Origin of the sequence: Micromonospora sp. NPDC023966, assembly GCF_040639095.1 — a bacterium.
In the GTDB taxonomy this organism is placed as follows: Bacteria; Actinomycetota; Actinomycetes; order Mycobacteriales; family Micromonosporaceae; genus Micromonospora.
The window spans coordinates 1-15,723 of record NZ_JBEZZJ010000017.1 but is presented as its reverse complement, the minus strand read 5'-3'; the positions used below and the strand labels follow the sequence as shown (position 1 = coordinate 15,723).

Here is a 15,723-nt window from a genome sequence, read left to right as displayed (position 1 = left end):
GCGGCCGGGGAATCCCGGTCCGGCCGCACCGGACGGCCGTGCTGATTCGTGCCGGCCGCGGGTTCGGGCGGCGGCACGCTCTCCGGGGCCGACCTCGTCCCCGCCGCGGGGCGCAACCGCGGCGGGCCCTCGCCGGTCGGCGCCGGAAAGCCCTTCGGGCGGCGCGGGCGCGCCGCGTGGACAGCGGTGTCGGGCGGCGCGCGGGCGCGCCGCGGGGTGGTCAGGCGGCCAGTTCGGCCAGGGCGGGCTCCACCTCCGTCCAGGCGGCCTGCTCGGCGGAGCGGGTGACCGCGTCGAGCACGAGCTGGACCTGCAACGCGTCGGCGAACGACGGCGCCGGGTCGACGCCGGTGGCGACCGCCTCGACGAAGTCGCGCATCTGGTGGGTGAAGGAGTGCTCGTAGCCGATGATGTGGCCCGGCGGCCACCACGCCGACATGTACGGGTGCTCCGGCTCGGTCACCAGGATCCGGTTGAAGCCCTGTTCGGCCGCCGGCCGGGTGGCGTCGTGGAACTCCAGTTCGTTGAGGCGTTCCAGGTCGAACACCACGCTGCCCAGCGAGCCGTTGATCTCGACGCGAAGGGCGTTCTTGCGGCCGGTGGCGAACCGGGACGCCTCGTAGGTGGCGAGCGCGCCGCCGTCGAGCCGGGCCACGAAGACCGCCGCGTCGTCCACCGTGACCCGCCCCATGGCCCGGCCGTTGCCGTCGGCCTGCGCGGCCAGGCCGCTCGACCCGGCCGGCAGCGGCCGCTCCTTGACGAACGTCTCGGTGACCGCGCTGACCCCGGCGATCCGCTGCCCGGTCACGTACTGGGTCAGGTCGATGATGTGCGCGCCGATGTCGCCGAGCGCGCCGGAGCCCGCCCTGTCCTGCTGCAGCCGCCAGACCAGCGGGAACTGCGGGTCCACGATCCAGTCCTGGAGGTAGACCGCCCGGACGTGCCGGATCTCGCCGAGCCGCCCGTCGGCGACGAGCTGCCGCATCAGGGCGACCGCGGGCACCCGCCGGTAGTTGAAGCCGCACATGGCGCGTACCCCGGCGGCCCGGGCCAGGGCGGCGGCGGCCGTCATCTGCCGAGCCTCCTCGACGGTGTTGGCCAGCGGCTTCTCGCACAGCACGTGCTTGCCGGCAGCCAGCGCGGCGATGGCGATCTCGCAGTGGCTGTCCCCCGGTGTGCAGATGTCGACCACGTCGATCTCGTCGGACTCGACGAGCCGCCGCCAGTCCGTGGTGTGCGCGTCCCAGCCGAGCCGACCGGCGGCCTCGGCCACCTTCGGCTCGTCCCGGCCACAGATGAGCGCCATCTGCACCCGGGCGGGCAGGTCGTACACGCGGTTCACGGTGCGCCACGCCTGGGAGTGCGCGGCGCCCATGAACGCGTAGCCGACCATGCCGACCCGCAGGACGCTGTCGTGAGTGGACAAGGTGGGTCTCCCCCCGTGTGTCAGAACCCGAGCTTCAGGTAGTTGCCCGCGTTCTCCTTGGTGATCGTCTCCGAGGCGAGCACGATCTCCTTAGGAACCTGAAGTTCGACCAGGTCGGACATGCCCTTGCCCTGGCCGATCAGGCGGGCCAGGGAGATGGCCGAGGAGGCCATCGACGGGCTGTAGGTGACCGTGGCCTTCAGCACGGTGTTGTCGGCCGCGATGTCCTCCATGGCCTTCTTCGAGCCGGCGCCGCCGACCATGAAGAACTCCTTGCGGTTGGCCTGGTTGACCGCGGCCAGGACGCCGATGCCCTGGTCGTCGTCGTGGTTCCAGAGCGCGTCGATCTTCGGCAGCGCCTGGAAGAGGCCGGTGGCGGCCTGCTGGCCGGAGTCGGCGGTGAACTCGGCCGGGCGGCGGTTGGCCACCTTGAGCCCGAGCGAGGCCAGGGTGTCGGCGAAGCCCTTGGAGCGTTCCTGGGTCAGCTCCAGCGAGTCGATGCCGGGGATCTCGCCGATGACCGGGTTGCTGACGCCCTTGGCCTTGAGCTGCGCGGCGATGTAGGTGGCGGCGGCCACCCCCATGCCGTAGTTGTCGCCCTTGATCTGGAGCCGGTAGGCCCGCGCGTCGGGGAAGGCCCGGTCCAGGTTGACCACCGGGATGCCGGCCTTCATGGCCTCCAGGCCGAACGCGTTGAGCTCCTTGCCGTCGTGCGGCAGCAGCACGATCACGTCGGGCTTCTGGGAGATCAGGGTGGACAGCGCCGCGCGCTGGGCCGCCGCGTCCGCGCCGGCCTCCACGCTCTTCAGCTCCACGTCCGAGTACGCGCCGGCCTGCGCCTTGGCGTTGTTGGTGATGGCGGCGATCCAGCCGTGGTCGGCGGCGGGTGCGGAGAAGCCGATGGTCACCTTCTTGCCCGGCTCGCTGTTGGCGCCGGTCGCCGCGGCCCTGGTCTGGGCTTCGGTCGGGGTCTGCTCGTTGCTGGTGCAGCCGGCGAGCAGCACTCCGGCGGAGAGCGCGGCCCCGCCGAAGAGCAGCCGGCGGCGCGACAGGTCACTTGTCATGACGGCCTCCTGAAATGAGGTGGTGGGGTGTTTTCGGGTGGGGTGTTTTCGGGTGCGGTGGGCCGGACCACCGTCGCGATGACGGCGGCCTGGCGGTCGCGATGGGATCAGGTGGTGGTGGCCCGGTTGCGGGCGAGGAACTGGGAGAGGCTGCGGAACTGCACCTGCTGGACCAGGACGGCCGCGACGATGATGCCGCCCTTGACCATGTTCTGGGCCTCGCTGGAGAGGCCGTTGATGGCGAAGAGGTTGGTGATCGTGGAGAAGATGATCACGCCGAGCAGGGAGCCGATGATGGTGCCCCGCCCGCCGCTGAGCAGCGTGCCGCCGATGATCGCGGCGGCGATCGCGTCCAGCTCGTAGAGGTTGGCCATCGCCGCCTGGGCGGAGGTGGCCTGCGCGGTCAGCATGATCGCGGCGATGCCGCAGCAGAGGCCGGAGAGCGCGTAGAGGAGCACGGTGTGCCGGCGGACGTTGATGCCGGCGAGCCGGGCCGCCTCGGGGTTGCCGCCGACGGCCACCGTACGGCGGCCGAAGGTGGTCCGGTTGAGCAGCACCCAGCCGGCCAGCACCACCGCGCCGAGGATGTAGACCAGCAGCGGGATGCCGAGCAGCTTCACGGTGGCGATGCCGTTGATGAAGCTGTCGTTGGAGACCTGGGTCTGCTTGTCGGAGATCTCGGCCGCCAAGCCGCGGGCGGCGACCATCATGGCCAGCGTGGCGATGAAGGGCACCAGCCGCCCGTACGAGATGAGCAGCCCGTTGACCACGCCGACGGCCAGCCCGACGGTGAGGGCGCTGAAGATCATGCCGCCGGCGCCGTAGCTCTGGGTGGCGACCGTGGTGCACCAGACCCCGGCGAGCGCGACGATCGCGCCGACCGACAGGTCGATGCCGCCGCCGATGATCACGAAGGTCATCCCGACGGTGACCACGCCGACCACCGAGGCGAGCTTGAGGATGGTGAGCGTGTTGCCCCACACCCAGCTCGCGTCGCCGTAGAGGTCGGGCCGGGTCAGGATGCCGATGACCACCAGCACGACCAGGGTCGCCAGCAGGCCGAAGTTGCGCTTGGCGCCCTCGCCGCCGTCGCCGCGCCACCAGGAGAGCCGGGCCGACCGGTCGGCCTTCGCGGTCTCGGCCGGGTCGACCGGCGGCGACTGGGCCGGCAGCTCCGCCGCCCGCTCCGGCGCCGCGGTGGGTGTCATGTCGCTCATGCTGGCGCGCCTTCCATGAGGGACCCCGCCATGACGAGGTCGAGCACGGTGTTCTCGTCGAGTTCGCCGGCCGGGGCCTCGCGGACCACCCGGCCTTCCCGCATCACCAGCACCCGGTCGGCCAGGCCCAGCACCTCGGGCACCTCGCTGGAGACCAGCAGCACGCCGACGCCCCGCGCGGCGAGTTCCCGGATCACCTGGTAGAGCTCGGCCCGGGCGCCCACGTCCACGCCCCGGGTCGGCTCGTCGAGCAGCAGCAGCCGGGTGTCCCCGAGCAGCCACCGGCCGACCACCACCTTCTGCTGGTTGCCGCCGGAGAGGGTGCGCACCGGCCGGCGGACGTCCCGGGGGCGCAGCTCCAGCGAGGCGGCGATCCGGTCCGCCGCGGCCCGCTCCCGCCCGGCGTCGGTGAAGCCGAGGCGGGCGTACCGGCCGAAGGTGGCCAGCGTGACGTTGCGGTAGATCGGTTCGCCGAGCAGCAGCGCCTGGCTCTTGCGCTCCTCGGGGGCCATTCCCAGGCCGGCCCGCACCGCCGCGCCGACGCTGCCCGGGCGCAGGGTCCGGCCGCCCATCCGGACCGTGCCGGCCTGGGCCCGGCGGGCCCCGTAGATCGTCTCCAGCAGCTCCGAGCGGCCGGAGCCGACCAGTCCGGCGATGCCGACGATCTCTCCGGCCCGCACGTCGAGCGAGACGTCGGCGAACTCGCCCTGCCGGGTCAGCCCCTCCACCCGCAGCAGCTCCGTGCCGGTCGAGTCGGCGGCGGGGCGGTCCGGGAAGACGTACTCGATGGTCCGGCCGGTCATCCGGGAGACCAGGTCGCGGGTCGGGGTCTCGCGGGCCGGCAGGTTCGCCGCGGTGGTCCGGCCGTCCTTGAGTACGGTCACCCGGTCGCCGATCTCGCGGATCTCCTCCAGCCGGTGCGAGATGTAGATGACCGCGATGCCCTGCGCGGTGAGTTCCCGGATGATCCGGAACAGGTTGCCCACCTCGTCGTGGGCGAGCACCGCGCTCGGTTCGTCCATGATGATCAGTCGGGCCTCGTGGGAGAGTGCCCGGGCCATGCTGACGATCTGCTTGCCGGCGGCCGGCAGGTGGCGGACCAGCCGCCCGGGCGGGATCTCCGGGTGGCCGAGCCGGGCCAGGATCTGCCGGGTCCGCCGGGCCATGTGCCCGCGCCGGACGAAGCCGAGCCGGCGCGGCTCGTGGCCGAGGAAGGCGTTCTCCCCCACCGACAGGTCCTCGACCAGGTCGAGCTCCTGGTAGATGGTGGCGATCCCGGCCCGCATGGCGGCCTGCGGGTTGGCGAAGGCCGCCGGCTCGCCGCGCCATACCACCTCACCCGCGTCCGGCCGGTGCACCCCGGCGAGCACCTTGATCAGGGTGGACTTGCCGGCGCCGTTCTGCCCGAGCAGGCAGTGCACCTCGCCGGCCCGCACCTCCAGCTGCACTCCGTCCAGCGCGCGTACGCCGGGGAAGGTCTTGACCACGTCGGTGAGGCGCAGCACCACCTCGCCCGCGACGGTGTCGGCGGGCGCCTCGACCAGCGGTTCGTTCGTCACCTCGGCCTCCTGGCTGTCGTTCGTGCCCGGCTCGCTCACCCGGCCTCCCCGAAGGCGAGGTCGCTGGCGAGCACGGCGGCGCCGGCGACGCCGGCGCGTGGGCCCAGCTCGGAGAGGACGACCGGCAGGTTGCCGGTGGCCAGCGGCAGCGAGCGGCGGTAGACCACGCTGCGGATCTCGGCGAGCAGGATGTGGCCGAGCTGGGCGAGCCCGCCACCGATCACGATCATCGACGGGTTGGTGAAGCTGACCAGGCCGGCCAGCACGCTGCCGACCCGGCGGCCGCCGTCGCGGATGAGCTGGATGCAGGTGACGTCCCCCTCGACCGCCCCCTGTGCCACGTCGAGCGCGGTCACCGCGCCCCGGGCGGCGAGCCGCTCGGCGAGCGCGGGCGACACCTCGGCGCGGGCCGCGGCGGTGGCCGCCCGGGCCAGCGCGGCCCCGCTGAACACCGCCTCCAGGCAGCCGAGGTTGCCGCAGGAGCACATCGGACCGTTCGGGTCGACCTGGATGTGGCCGATGTCGCCGGCGCACCCGTCGGTGCCCCGGTAGACCTCGCCGTTGAGGTAGATGCCGCAGCCGATGCCGGTGCCGATCTTGATGAACAGGAAGTCGTTCACCGAGTGGGCGACGCCGCCGTGCCGCTCGCCGATCGCCATGATGTTGACGTCGTTGTCGACCACCGCCGGGCAGCCGTGTTCGCGGGTGAGCAGCTCACGCACCGGGAAGCGGTCCCAGCCCGGCATGATCGGCGGGGAGACGGGCACCCCGTCCCGGAAGCTCACCGGGCCGGGTACGCCGATGCCGATCGCGTCGAGCCGCTCGTACGCGCCGTCCACCTTGGCCTTGTGCAGCAGCTCGTTGACCCGCTGGAGGGTCACCTTCGGGCCGGAGCGGATGTCGGCGGGCTCGGTGTAGGCGACCACCGGCTCCAGCCGGCCGTTCACCACCTCGACGTCGATCGAGCTGGCGCCCAGGTCGACCGCGGCGAAGCGCAGGTGCGGGCTCAGCTCGACCAGGGTGGACCGGCGCCCGCCCCGCGACGCGGCCAGCCCGGCCTCGGCCACGTAGCCGAGATTGACCAGGCGGTCCAGCTCGGCGAGGAGGCGCGGGCGCGGCATCTGGAGCCGGTCGCCGAGCTCGGCCCGGGAGACCGCCCCCTCGTCCCGGAGGGTTCGCAGGAGCTGTACGTGCAGGGGGTCCGCCGTCCGCACCGGGACTCACCTCCGCATCGGAGTCGTTCACATCGACGCAACGGCGATGTGTCGTGTCCGACACAGTAGGAGCCTTCCAGGTCACATGTCCATAGCTTCGGCACATCCGGTCCAAACTTTTGTCCATCTGAGCAAAAGCATGTGTTGGATCATGGAAACTCGCCCAGTTGAGCGGTGCCGTGACACGACGCCGCCCCCGGCGCCTGATTGCGGCGGGGGCGGCGGGCGGGTCGGGTGGGTCAGCGCCGGTTGGCAGCGTTGCGCTTCTTCTTGAGCTTGCGGTCGTCGCGAAGCTCGACGTACGGCTCCTCGTCGGCCGGGTGCCCGGCCGCGATGGCGCGGCCGCGCTCCAACTCGGCGTCGAACTCCGCGCCGAGCAGGATGGCGATGTTGCTCAGCCAGAGCCAGACCAGGAAGATGATCACGCCGGCGAGCGCGCCGTAGGTCTTGTTGTACGAGGCGAAGTTGCCGACGTAGAGGGCGAACAGGCCCGAGATGACCAGCCAGATCACCACGGCCAGGATCCCGCCGGGGCTGACCCAGCGGAAGCCGCCGTGCCGGGCGTTCGGCGAGGCCCAGTAGAGGATCGCGAACATCAGGCTGACCAGCACCAGCAGCACCGGCCACTTGGCGATGTTCCACACCGTGACGGCGGTCGAGCCCAGCCCGATGGCGTTGCCCGCCTGCTCGGCGAGGCCGCCGGTGAAGACCACGATCACCGCGCTGATCAGGAGCATCACGCCGATCACCGCGGTCACGCCGAGCCGGATCGGCAGGGTCTTCCAGATCGGCCGCCCCTCCGGCACGTCGTAGATGTTGTTCGACGCGCGCATGAAGGCGGCGACGTAGCCCGAGGCGGACCAGAAGGCGGCCAGCAGACCGATGATCGCCGCGAGGCTGGCCAGTCCGCCGGAAGCGCCGGCCTGGTCGATGGCACTCTGGATGATCTTCTGGATGCTCTCCTCCGGCACCGCCTGGTCCACGGTGTCCTTGACCCCCTGCGTGGCCCGGTCGCCGAGCAGGCCGAGCACGGAGATGAGCACCAGCGTGCCGGGGAAGATCGACAGCACGCCGTAATAGGTGAGGGCGGCCGCCCAGTCGGTCAGGCTGTCGTCCTGGAACTCCCGGACCGTGCGCTTGAGCGTCGCCACCCATCCGGTGCCGGGCAGATCGGTGGGGCTTTCCGGCCCCTCGTCCGGGCCGACCGGCCCGGACCGGTCGCGCCCGTGCCGGGCGGAAGACTCGTCGGCGGCCATGGCCCCTCCCTCGTCGTCGGTTTCGTCCCCACGACATGCCCCGGCGGGAGGGCCGGTTAACCACTACTTGTACAGCAACCTGCTCATCCGTCGGGAGGCGAGCGCGAGCATCCCGACCGTCAGCACCGCCAGGTAGGCCACGTCGAGCAGCCAGGACCAGCCGGACGCGCCCACGCAGATGCCCCGGATCAGGTGCACCGACCGGTAGAGCGGGGTCACCTCGACCACCCAGCGCAGCACCGCCGGATACGCCTCGGCCGGGACGAACGTGCCGGAGAAGAGGAAGAGGGTGAACTGGGCCGAGCCCATCAGGTCGAAATCCTGCCAACTGCGCATCAGCGTCGAGACCGTCATGCCGAGCGCGCCGAAGGCGAAGCCGACCAGCAGCGCGGCCGGGAACGCGGCCAGGGCCCGGTCGGCGCCGGTCAGGTCCATCGCGACCATGATGACCAGGAACGCGGCCGAGTAGAGGCCGCCCCGGATCATCGCCCAGCCCAGCTCACCGAGGGCGATCTCGAACGGCTGCACCGGGGTCGCGATGACCCCGTCGTACAGCTTCATGTACTTCATCTTCCCGAAGAAGTTGAAGGTGGTCTCCGACAGCGCCCCGCTCATCGCCGACGAGGCGAGCATGGCCGGCGCCACGAACGCCGCGTAGGTGACCACCTGACCGCCGGGCAGGGTCAGGTCGCCGACCAGCGCGCCCACCCCGACGCCGATCGAGAAGAGGTAGAGCACCGGCTCCAGGAAGCCGGAGAGCAGCACCAGCCAGTACGCGCTGCGCAGCGCGGTGAGGTTGCGCTCGGCCACCGAGGCGGAGCGACGCGGCGCGCCCTCGACGCTGACCAGCCGGGGCAGGACGAGACCGACCACGACATCCCTCCCCTAGACGACGAGCTGACGGCGGAACACGCGCCGGGCCAGCCACCAGCCGGCGCCCGCCCAGGCGGCGAGGTAGAGCAGGTGGCCGGTGACCGACCACTGCGGAGCGACACCGAGCGTGGCGGCCCGGCAGAGGTCCACGCCGTGCCAGAGCGGGGTCGCGTAGGCGAACTGCCGCAGCCCGGCCGGCAACGACTCGACCGGGAAGAACACGCCGGCGAAGAGGGTCATCGGGATCACCGCGAACCGGAACAGCAGGGCCAGGTAGCTGTCGCCCGGTACCGCGGCGGCGAACGCGAAGGTCGGCGCGGCCACCGCCAGGCTCAGGAGCAGGCTCACCGGCAGGACGGTCACAGCCCAGGGCGAGTGCAGCGCCCCGAACAGCGCCGTCACCAGCAGGAACGCGGCCGTGCTGGTGAGCGCCCGGAACAGCACGAAGGCGAGGTGGCCGGCCAGGATGTCGCCGACCCGCAGCGGCGCCGCGACCTGCGCGTGGTAGGTCCGGATCCAGCGGAAGTTGCTGAGCACGGGCCAGGTGGACTCGGCGACGGCGACCTGGAAGGCGGTGGAGGCGATCAGGCCGGGCACCAGCCAGTCGAGGTAGGACACCCCGCCCACGCCCCGGTCCACGTACGCGCCGACCCCGACGCCGAAGCCGAGCACGGTGAGCACCGGCAGCAGGAAGGACGAGAAGACCCCGGCCCGCCAGGTCCGGCGGTAGCCGACCAGGTGATGGGAGAGCACCGCCAGGGCCGGCACCCGGGGCAGCGCCCGCCCGGAGCGTTCCGCCACGGTCACGTCGACCACCCCCGTTCTCCGCCCACGTCGACCTTCCTACCGCTCGGGTACGACAGGCCGCCGGTCACCCTACGACGGGCGGCGGATGGTGTCGCCGGGGTTTCCCGTGGGCGAACGAGATCTTGGACAGTTGCCGTCCGTCTCGAACGGCAACTGTCCAAGATCCGCAGGTCGGGGCCCTACGGCCGGCCGGCGACCCGCGCTACGAACGCGCGCCACGCGTCCGGGCCGAACGTCAGCACGGGACTGGCCGGGTCCTTCGAATCGCGTACGGCGACCACGCCGGGAAGGTTCCCGGCCACCTCCACGCAGGCGCCGCCGCTGCCGTTGCTGCGGGTGCTCTTGCGCCACCGGGCGCCGGTCAAATCCATGTCTCCGCCACTTCCGAGATCAACTCCAGGGACTGCTGGTGCGATAGTGCCTCACCCCGGATCGATTCCCACACCTCGACCATCTGCTGCACGAACTCGGCGCGGTCCACCACCTGGCCGTGGCGCTGTCCCTCCAGGTAGACGACATCCTCCCGGCCGGTTGAGGTGGCGATCACGAAGGGGCCGTCGAGCCCAGCGTAGGCCCCGGCGGAGAGGGGCACGACCTGGATTCGGACCCGCGTCAACGTGCGACCGAGCTTGGCCAGGTGCGCCAGTTGCTCGCGCATCACCTCCGGGCCGCCGACCAGTCGGCGCAGCACGTACTCGTCGATGACGGCGGTGAGCAGCGGTGGCCGGTCGCGGGTCAGGACGCTCTGCCGGTCGAGCCGCGCGGCCACCTGCTGGTCGATCTCGTTGGGCGCGAACAGCCCGGCCCCGGCCAGCACGGCGCGGGCGTAGCCCTCCGTCTGCAGCAGGCCCGGCACGTAGAGCGGCTCGAACCACCGCAGCGCGGTGGCCTCCAACTCGATGCCGGCCCAGTCGCGGAACCACGGCACCACCGTCTCCCGGCTGATCCGCCGCTGGATCCGCTCGAACCGCCCGTCCGTGCCGAACACGGTGTCGCACCGGCGCGCGAAGTCGAGGCCCGGCCGGCGCTCGCAGGTCTCCACCTTGGCCACCAGCGCGCCCGAGTAGCTCAGCGCTTCGGCCAGTGCGCTCTGGGACATGCCACCGGCGGCCCGGGCGAGCCGCAACTCCTCGGCGAAGTGGTCCAGCATGGACGAACGGTCCACGGACAGCCTCCGTACATCCTCGTACCGCTCCGGGCCGGCCGCCGTACGCCCTGGTCGTCGGCGCGCGGGATCTCCCACCGTAGTCGCCCGCTCACCAGACTGTCACGCAGCGGAACCGCTCACGGGCACCGGACGGCGGGCGGAACCAGGCCGGGGGTGCCCGCGTACGACGAGGTGCGCGGGCACCCCCATCCCACGACGGAGGCCCATCTCATGCGACTCAGGTTCTGGCGCCCGACGCCGCGCGGTGGCGAGGAGGGCGTGCCCTGATGCCCCGCTACCGCCCGCACGTCGCGGCGCGGCCGTCCTGGCGGTGCCGGGCGTGCGGGGCCCCGTGGCCGTGCTCGCCGGCCCGGCTGGCGCTGCTCGGGGAGTATCGCCAGGACCGCATCGCCCTGTTGGTCTACCTCGGCACGCTCCTGTGCGAGGCGACGGCGGACCTCGCCGACCCGCACGGGCCGGACGCGCCGCAGCGGCTGGTTGATCGCTTCGTCACCTGGGCGCGGGCGCGGTGACGACTAGTCGGAGAGGTCGACGTGCCGACGCCGAGGTGGAGCGCTAGTCGATCAAGGTGCGGCCGGTGAGGTGAAGGAAGACGTCCTCCAGGCTGCTGCGCCGGACCAGGACGCCGGCCGGGACGAGGCCCCGCTCGGTCACCTCGGCCACCGCGGCGTCGCCGTCGGCCACGTAGAGCAGGATGCGGTCCGGCAGCACCTCGACCCGCTCGCCCAGGCCGCCGAGCTTGCCGGCGAACGCCTCCTGCGACTCGGCGGCGAAGCGCAGCTCGACCACCTCGCGGGTGGAGTGCTGCTCGATCAGCGACCGGGGCGAGCCCTCGGCGACGATCCGGCCACCGTCCATCACCACCAGCCGGTCGCAGAGCTGCTCCGCCTCGTCCATGTAGTGGGTGGTGAGGACCAGCGTGACGCCCTGCTGCTTGAGCCGGAACAGCCGTTCCCAGACCAGGTGCCGGGCCTGCGGGTCGAGCCCGGTGGTGGGCTCGTCGAGCAGCACGATCTCGGGGTTGTTGACCAGCGCGCGGGCGATGGTCAGCCGCCGCTTCATGCCGCCGGAGAGCGGTTCCACCTTGCTCTCGGCCCGCTCGGTGAGCTGGACGAAGTCGAGCAGCTCGGCGGCCCGCTCGCGGGCCACCCGGCGCGGGATGCCGAAGTAGCGCGCGTAGGTGGTGAGGTTCTCCCGGACGGTCAGCTCCGGGTCGAGGCTGTCGAGCTGCGGGCAGACCCCCAGCCGGGCCCGGATCGCCGGGCCGTCCCGGACCGGGTCCAGGCCGAGGATGCGCAGCTCCCCGTCGGAGGGCGGCGAGATGCAGCCGATCATGCGCATGGTGGAGGACTTGCCGGCGCCGTTGGGGCCGAGGAAGCCGAACGCCTCGCCGGGACGCACCTCGACGTCGATGCCGTCGACGGCGGTGAAGTCGCCGAACCGCTTCACCAGCCCCCGCGCCTGGATGAGTGGTTGCCCGCTGGTCACCGGCCGACCCTAACCGCCCGGTCCGACAGGCTCGACCGGTTAACGCGGTGGCACGGTCGGACGGACACGGGGCGTGATCCCCGCTACGCAAGGTGATCATCCGAGGGCCCGCCCGTCGGGGCCGGGGAACCGGACCTAACTCGCCATAGTGGACGGAACGGCTGCCGATTCGCGGGGGCGCGGAAAATTGTTGCGACTTTTCGCGGGGAAATTGTGAAATCAGCTCGGCATCGATGTGCGGTGAGTGAGTGATCCCTCATTCCGGTCACTCCATGCAATCACGTCCGGCAATGTTCCCATGATGTAGACGATTCGCGTATCGTCCCCCCGTGCCGCCCGTTCGCCCTTCCGACCCGCCTCCCCCGCCGCCGCGGCCCGCCGCGGTGGAATCCACGGCGTCCGACGTGGACACCGAGTCGGTGCCGCTACCGCCCGATCAGAGGGCCGCCGCCGATCCGGTGTGGGCCGACGACGGGCCGGTGGAAACGCACCACGACAGCCGGGAACTGGCGGCGCGGTTCGAGGATGAGAAACCGGGGCGGGTGCTGTCCGGACCGGTCGGCCTGCTGTTCACCGGCGGCGCCGTCGCGGTCGCTCTGCTCGCCCTCTGGCAGGTGTTCTTCCCGCTTCCGCAGGGCAGCAAGTACTACCTCATCATTTTCCTCTCCGGTGTGCTGCCGATGGTGTTCCTGGCGTACCCCTCCGGGGTGCGGCTTCGTCGGCGGGCGGCGGACCGGCCGGCGGAGCGGCGCGGTCCCAGCCCGGCCGACTGGCTGCTCGCCGCCGCCGCGCTGCTGGCCTGCCTCTACCCGGTGTTGCCGGTGGCCCTCGGCGCGGGCGGTGGCGGCTACGACGCGTTCCTCGACCGGCAGGGCCTGCTCGTGCCGCTGGACGTGGTGCTGGGCACCGTGCTGCTTCTGCTGCTGCTGGAGGCGTGCCGGCGCACCACCGGCTGGATCCTCCCCGTCGTCTGCCTGCTCTTCCTCGCCTACGGCTACTACGGTGGGCTGCTGCCGCAGTCCTGGCCGGTGGCCCACGCGGGGCTCGACTTCGCGCAACTGGTCGACGCGTTCTACAACTCCGACAGCGGCTTCTACGGCACACCGCTGGACGTGGCCGCCTCGTACATCGTGCTGTTCACCATCTACGGCGCGGTGCTGGACCTCTCCGGGGCCGGCCGGTTCTTCGTCGAACTCTCGGCCGCCGCGTTCCGCCGCTCCCGCACCGCCGCCGGGCGCACCGCCGTCGCCTCCGGCTTCCTGCTCGGCACGGTGTCCGGCTCGGGCGCCGCCACCACGGTCAGCATCGGGGCGGTGACCTGGCCGATCCTGCGCCGCGCCGGCTACCCGCCCGAGCGGGCCGGCGGCATGCTGGCCGCCGCGGGCGTCGGCGCGATCCTCTCCCCGCCCACGCTGGGCGCCGCGGCCTTCATCATCGCCGAGTACCTGGGTGTGTCGTACCTCCAGGTGCTCGGCTGGGCCACCGTGCCGACGATCCTCTACTACCTGGGCATCCTGCTCTCCGTCGAGATCGACGCCCGGCGCTCCGGGGTGCGCCCGGTGGTCATCGACGCCGGCTCGGCCGGGCGGCTGCTGGCCCGCTTCGGCTACCACTTCCTCTCGCTCATCGTGATCATCGTGGTGCTCGCCACCGGCGCCTCGGCGACCCGGGCCGTGGTGATCGCCACCGTGCTGGCCGCCGCGCTCTCCTTCCTGGACCGCCGCCACCGGCTCACCCCCGCCCGGCTGGTCGAGGCGCTCAGCGGCGGCGTACGCGGGGTGCTCGCGGTGAGCGCGGTCTGCGCCGCGGCCGGCATCATCACCGCCACCACCACCAAGACCGGCCTCGGCCCGCAGGCCGCCGCGCTGCTGGTCGGCGGGGCGCAGGCGGTCAGCTCCGAGCCGGCCGTGGTGCTGGCCCTGACCGCGCTGCTCGCCGCGGTCGCGCTCACCCTGCTCGGGCTGGCCGTGCCGGTCACCGCCTCCTTCGTGATCGGCTGGGTGATCATCGGCCCGGCGCTGCTGCACCTCGGCGTCGCCGCCCCGGCCGCGGCCATGTTCGTCTTCTACTTCGCGGTGCTGTCCGAGGTCTCCCCGCCGACCGCGCTCGCCGCGGTGGCCGCCGCCGCGGTCACCGGCGGCCGGCTCGTGCCGACCATGTGGCAGACCCTGCGGTACGCGCTGCCCGCGTACCTCATCCCGATCGCCTTCGTGATCACGCCGACCGGCCTCGGGCTGCTCGGCATCGGCGGGGTCGGACGGATCGCGGTCGCCGCGGTGGTCTCCGCGCTCGGCGTCACCGTGCTGGCCGTGGCGGCGGGCGGCTGGCTGCCCGGCGTCGGCCCGGCCGGCACGCCGGAGCGGGTCCTCGGCGCGGTCGCCGGTCTGGTGCTGCTCTGGCTGGAACCCCTGCCCGTCGCGGTCGGCGCGGTGCTCGCCGCGGTGGCCGTCGCGGGCGTGCTCGTCCGACGTGGCTCCGCCGGTCGCGCCGGCGGCCCGTCGGTCGCCGAATTGGTGGACCATCGGGAGGAGAAAGAGTGAGACGGATCGACGTGCGGATCGCCGCGGGCGTCGGGGCGCTGGCCCTGGTCGCCGCCGGCGCCGCCGGATGCGGGGGCCGTCAGGACGGCGCGGCGACGGATGACGCCGCCCGCGAGGTCACCTGCAAGGTCACCAAGGACACCCGGGTCGGCATCGCCACCGGCAACGCCACCGGCGTCTACTACGTGGTCGGCAACGCGCTGGCCGGTCAGCTCTCCGCGACCACCGGGGGCAAGCTCACCGGCACGGCCGCCGAGACCGGCGCCTCAGTGCAGAACGTCGAGCAGCTCGTGGCGGGCCAGTACGACGTGGCGTTCTCCCTCTTCGACACCGCGGTCAACGCGGTGCAGGGCAAGGGCAGCTTCAGCTCCCCGCAGCCGGTCAAGGCGCTGGCCCGGATCTACGACAACTACACCCAGGTGGTCGTCCGGGCCGACTCGGGGATCACCTCGGTCGCCGGCATGAAGGGGAAGAAGATCTCCACCGGGTCACCCAAGTCCGGCACCGAGGTCATCGCGAACCGCCTGCTCACCGCGGCCGGGCTGGACCCGGCCAAGGACATCCAGGCGCAGCGGCTCGACCTGACCAAGACCGTCGACGGGATGAAGGACGGCAGCATCGACGGCTTCTTCTGGTCCGGCGGCGTGCCCACCGGCGGGGTGACCGACCTGTTCACCACGGCCGGCGACAAGGTGAAGTTCCTCGACATCAGCCCGCTGCTGCCGAAGATGGCCGAGCTGAACCCGGCGTACCAGGCCGGCACCATCGGCAAGGACGTCTACCGGACGGCCGCCGACGTGCCCACCATCGTGGTGCCGAACGTGCTGCTGGTCCGCGACAACCTCGACGCCGACGTGGCCTGCGTCATCACGAAGACGGTCTTCGAGAAGAAGGACGCCCTCGCCCAGGCCAACCCGGCCGCCAAGGGGATCGACCTGGCCAACGCCCGCAAGACCGACCCGGTGGGGCTGCATCGCGGGGCGGACCGGGCGCTGAAGGACCTCGGCGCGAGCTGACCCGACGAGCCGGGCCCGGGCGGACCGCCCGGGCCCGGCCCCCCCCCCCCCACCCGGGGCCCCCCCGGCCCCGGCCCCCCCCCCCCCCCCGAACC

At 72.4% G+C, this 15,723-nt stretch carries 14 protein-coding genes; 3 read left to right on the top strand and 11 right to left on the bottom strand.

Annotated features, from left to right (window positions below; all coding sequences use genetic code 11):
• Positions 1 to 220: 220 nt before the first annotated feature.
• From AB0F68_RS21625 to AB0F68_RS21580, 10 genes are all read right to left on the bottom strand, one after another.
• The gene (locus tag AB0F68_RS21625; protein ID WP_357341222.1) at positions 221 to 1,426 is read right to left on the bottom strand and encodes a Gfo/Idh/MocA family oxidoreductase; all 1,206 of its coding nucleotides are present in this window, start codon (positions 1,424 to 1,426) and stop codon (positions 221 to 223) included.
• A gap of 20 nt (positions 1,427 to 1,446) precedes the next feature.
• Positions 1,447 to 2,490 carry a substrate-binding domain-containing protein gene (locus AB0F68_RS21620; protein ID WP_357341220.1) on the bottom strand — a complete coding sequence of 348 codons (1,044 nt, stop codon included), beginning with the start codon at positions 2,488 to 2,490 and terminating at the stop codon, positions 1,447 to 1,449.
• 107 nt (positions 2,491 to 2,597) lie between these two features.
• Positions 2,598 to 3,707, bottom strand: a complete 1,110-nt coding sequence (locus AB0F68_RS21615; protein ID WP_357341218.1) for an ABC transporter permease — start codon at positions 3,705 to 3,707, stop codon at positions 2,598 to 2,600.
• Positions 3,704 to 5,215 (bottom strand): sugar ABC transporter ATP-binding protein, encoded by a 1,512-nt coding sequence (locus AB0F68_RS21610; protein ID WP_357341440.1) that lies wholly within the window; start codon positions 5,213 to 5,215, stop codon positions 3,704 to 3,706. The genes AB0F68_RS21615 and AB0F68_RS21610 overlap by 4 nt, the downstream gene beginning before the upstream one ends.
• Positions 5,216 to 5,301: 86 nt before the next feature.
• On the bottom strand, positions 5,302 to 6,480 hold the full coding sequence (locus AB0F68_RS21605; protein WP_357341215.1) for an ROK family transcriptional regulator: 1,179 nt from the start codon (positions 6,478 to 6,480) through the stop codon (positions 5,302 to 5,304).
• Positions 6,481 to 6,719: 239 nt separating this feature from the next.
• Positions 6,720 to 7,736, bottom strand: a complete 1,017-nt coding sequence (locus AB0F68_RS21600; protein WP_357341213.1) for a YihY/virulence factor BrkB family protein — start codon at positions 7,734 to 7,736, stop codon at positions 6,720 to 6,722.
• A 63-nt stretch (positions 7,737 to 7,799) separates the two neighbouring features.
• Positions 7,800 to 8,609 (bottom strand): ABC transporter permease, encoded by an 810-nt coding sequence (locus AB0F68_RS21595; RefSeq protein ID WP_357341211.1) that lies wholly within the window; start codon positions 8,607 to 8,609, stop codon positions 7,800 to 7,802.
• Between the two features lie 12 nt (positions 8,610 to 8,621).
• Positions 8,622 to 9,416 carry an ABC transporter permease gene (locus AB0F68_RS21590; protein ID WP_357341439.1) on the bottom strand — a complete coding sequence of 265 codons (795 nt, stop codon included), beginning with the start codon at positions 9,414 to 9,416 and terminating at the stop codon, positions 8,622 to 8,624.
• A 179-nt stretch (positions 9,417 to 9,595) separates the two neighbouring features.
• Complete coding sequence (locus AB0F68_RS21585; RefSeq protein ID WP_357341208.1) at positions 9,596 to 9,787, bottom strand: DUF397 domain-containing protein; 192 nt, start codon at positions 9,785 to 9,787, stop codon at positions 9,596 to 9,598.
• Entirely contained in the window at positions 9,778 to 10,581 is an 804-nt protein-coding gene (locus AB0F68_RS21580; RefSeq protein ID WP_357341206.1) for a helix-turn-helix transcriptional regulator, read from the bottom strand. The genes AB0F68_RS21585 and AB0F68_RS21580 overlap by 10 nt, the downstream gene beginning before the upstream one ends.
• Positions 10,582 to 10,850: 269 nt before the next feature.
• Between AB0F68_RS21580 and AB0F68_RS21575 the strand changes: the two genes are divergently transcribed.
• Entirely contained in the window at positions 10,851 to 11,096 is a 246-nt protein-coding gene (locus AB0F68_RS21575; protein ID WP_357341203.1) for a flavin reductase, read from the top strand.
• Positions 11,097 to 11,139: 43 nt separating this feature from the next.
• Here AB0F68_RS21575 and AB0F68_RS21570 read toward each other — a convergent pair whose 3' ends face one another.
• A complete protein-coding gene (locus AB0F68_RS21570; protein WP_357341201.1) occupies positions 11,140 to 12,072 on the bottom strand; it encodes an ABC transporter ATP-binding protein in 933 nt (310 codons plus the stop codon).
• 404 nt (positions 12,073 to 12,476) lie between these two features.
• Here AB0F68_RS21570 and AB0F68_RS21565 point away from each other — a divergent pair, with 404 nt between their 5' ends.
• Positions 12,477 to 14,612: a TRAP transporter fused permease subunit gene (locus AB0F68_RS21565; RefSeq protein WP_357341198.1), complete on the top strand. Its 2,136-nt coding sequence runs from the start codon at positions 12,477 to 12,479 to the stop codon at positions 14,610 to 14,612.
• The gene (locus AB0F68_RS21560) at positions 14,609 to 15,628 is read left to right on the top strand and encodes a TAXI family TRAP transporter solute-binding subunit (protein ID WP_357341196.1); all 1,020 of its coding nucleotides are present in this window, start codon (positions 14,609 to 14,611) and stop codon (positions 15,626 to 15,628) included. The genes AB0F68_RS21565 and AB0F68_RS21560 overlap by 4 nt, the downstream gene beginning before the upstream one ends.
• Positions 15,629 to 15,723: the final 95 nt, after the last annotated feature.